This is a genomic window from Patescibacteria group bacterium, assembly GCA_041653535.1.
Lineage (GTDB): Bacteria > Patescibacteriota > Patescibacteriia > JACRDY01 > JACRDY01 > JBAZFH01.
In genome coordinates this window covers 1-2,562 of record JBAZFH010000022.1, presented here as the reverse complement: position 1 = coordinate 2,562, position 2,562 = coordinate 1, and the positions used below count along the sequence as shown (strand labels likewise).

General features: G+C 39.8%; 2 protein-coding genes. Both read left to right on the top strand.

The annotated features are described in order from the left end of the window. The coding region (locus WC310_05985) for a methyltransferase (protein MFA5359331.1) at window positions 1-535 on the top strand (535 nt) is incomplete at its 5' end. Window positions 536-1,060: 525 nt separating this feature from the next. Then, the gene (locus tag WC310_05980) at window positions 1,061-2,362 is read left to right on the top strand and encodes a hypothetical protein (protein MFA5359330.1); all 1,302 of its coding nucleotides are present in this window, start codon (window positions 1,061-1,063) and stop codon (window positions 2,360-2,362) included. Window positions 2,363-2,562 lie beyond the last annotated feature (200 nt).

Sequence of the window (2,562 nt, the reverse complement as noted above, 5' to 3'; positions counted from 1 at the left end):
GAAAAACCTGGTTGATCTATGCAACAGGATTGTAGCCGAATCGGGTTTTGAAGGACTTTCATTTGTTCAGGGAAGTATAAGCGATTATCCTGTCGGGAAAATAGATATGCTGATTGCACTTCATGCCTGCGACACAGCAACCGATGACGCCATTTTTAAAGGCATTTCGGCTGATGCTACCTACATTATTTGTGCACCATGCTGCCATCATCAGATCAGGAAAGAGATGAATCCTGAAAACGAGTTAAAACCCATCCTGAAACATGGGATTTTTTTAGAACGTCAAGCCGAAATGCTCACCGACGGGTTGCGGGCGCTCATCTTGGAAAAGTATGGCTATCATGCAAAAGTATTTGAGTTTATCTCAACAAGCCACACGCCAAAAAATGTGATTATTGTAGGCCGCAAGACAAAGATTAAACCCGATGTTGATAAAATTTCCGATCAGATTCATCAGATAAAAAGAGCCTTTGGCATCGGTAATCATTATCTTGAACAGTTGCTTAATAAAACAGAAGCAGGCAGTTGGCAGTAGGAGGTAACCAGTGGACTGCCAACTGCCAACTGGCGACTGCCCTCTGTTACCTTCAAAATACTTAGTAGCTTTCTAAATTGTGAAATCGTCCACAAAAAACCCAGCGATTCCGCATGAAAAAAGAACCATTGATAAACCCTTGTAAATGATTAAAATGAAATGTTTGGCAGAAAATTTTTTTCGCAATAATTTTGGCAATTGTTGGTAGCGGATGAGAAGCGAATTAATTATTTGTTTAACTATCTGATTAACAACTGAATGCCACAAATTGGCGGTTTACCCGCCTTTCCAAATGGATGTGGGTTTCATGTTTTATTATTTAAAAAAACGCCGGGGCAAAGCCACGTATACCGGCGTTTTTATTTGCAGCTAAATTACTGTATTTCAAATTAATAACCAAATTATTTTTTGTTTTTTTTCATTTTATTTTGATTTTATTTTATCATTTCGTATCTTCTTTAGAAGACACAGAAAATCAGAAAAAGAGCCAGGTGTAAGGCTAAAATCGAGTTGCACCAAATGTACATGTTCACCATGCAGGTGGGCATAACCATCAAGCGACGTTTCCCGGAGTTTTTGAAACTGCTCAGCCAGGTAAGCGACCATCGCAAAAGACCCGTCTACAAAGTTGAGGAATTGTTGATGGCCGTAGTGAGTATGTTCCTTTTCAAGCGCGGTTCGCGTAATCATGCCGACAACACTGCCGCCAAAGGAAACTATTCCCACAATTTTGAACGGCTGTTCCAGTGTAAACTACCCGACCTGGACACTTCCGACCGACTGCTTAAAACATTGGATACACAGGAGCTTGAAGAAATCAAGCGCAAAATGGTACAACTACTTTTAAGAGCGAAAGTATTGGATAAATACAAACTCTTTGGATTGTATCACCTTATCGGGATTGATGCCACGGGCTTGCACAGTTTTGATTACGAACCATACCCCGAATGTCCCTACAAAACATCCAAAAACGGAAAACGGACATGGACGGCTTATGTGCTGGAAGCTAAGATTTTGTGCGGCAATGGATTTAGCTTTTCGATGGCAACAGAATGGGTTAAAAACCCTGTAGGCCGGGAGTATGAAAAACAGGATTGTGAACTTAAGGCCTTCAAACGACTGAGCGAAAAAATCAGGCAGATGTACCCACGTTTGCCCATAGCTATCGCCGCCGATGGACTGTATCCCAATGACAATGTGTTCAAAACCTGTAAAACCAATGGCTGGAGATTTATCATCACCCTCAAAGACGGCAATCTTTCAAGCGTATGGGAGGAAGTAAACCTGCTCAAAAAAGCCGGTGCTCACAATATGGTTAAAACATACGATACCCTGGGACAGAGCAAAATCACCACAGAATATTGCTTTCTCAACAACAATGATTACAAAAAACACACCATCAACTTTTTGGAAACAAACATCACCAGCCAACCGGCGGACATCAAAAAAAATGAAATCCCTTGTAAGGAGAGGTTTGTACACATTACTGATTTAGAAATTACAAACAAAAACTGTAAAACCATAAGCAACTATGGACGATTAAGGTGGAAAATCGAAAATGAAGGATTTAACGATCAGAAAAATAACGGTTACAACCTTTGCCATAAATACTCCAGAAAATCATTCAATGCAACCCAAAACTATTACCAATGCCTTCAGATTGCCCACATGATAAACCAATTGGCTCACAAAACCCAGCATGTTAAAGACATGATAGGTAGCCATGATACCTTGAAGTCGTTTGAAGAATGCATAATAATTCTGATGGTAGCAAGCAATCTGGATGATTTTCAATCTTTAAACTTTAACTGCCAGATGCGCTATTGAAACCCAAAAGTAGAGAATCCCTGCTCAAACATTCAGGGCAAAACTATTTAAACCAGGAAAGGAGGTAAATTTTTAACAAATAATGATTTTAAAAACCGCAATCTCGCGGATAGCAATCTCTATGCACTGTTCTATCAACTTTAGTAAACCATGATATGAAAATTATCTGCTGCGGAATCGCTGAAAAAACCATCCAATGT

What these genes read in the sequence shown, in the direction of transcription:
- WC310_05980 (MFA5359330.1), top strand. Translation starts at nt 1,061, where the DNA reads ATGTTCACCATGCAGGTGGGCATAACCATCAAGCGACGTTTCCCGGAG.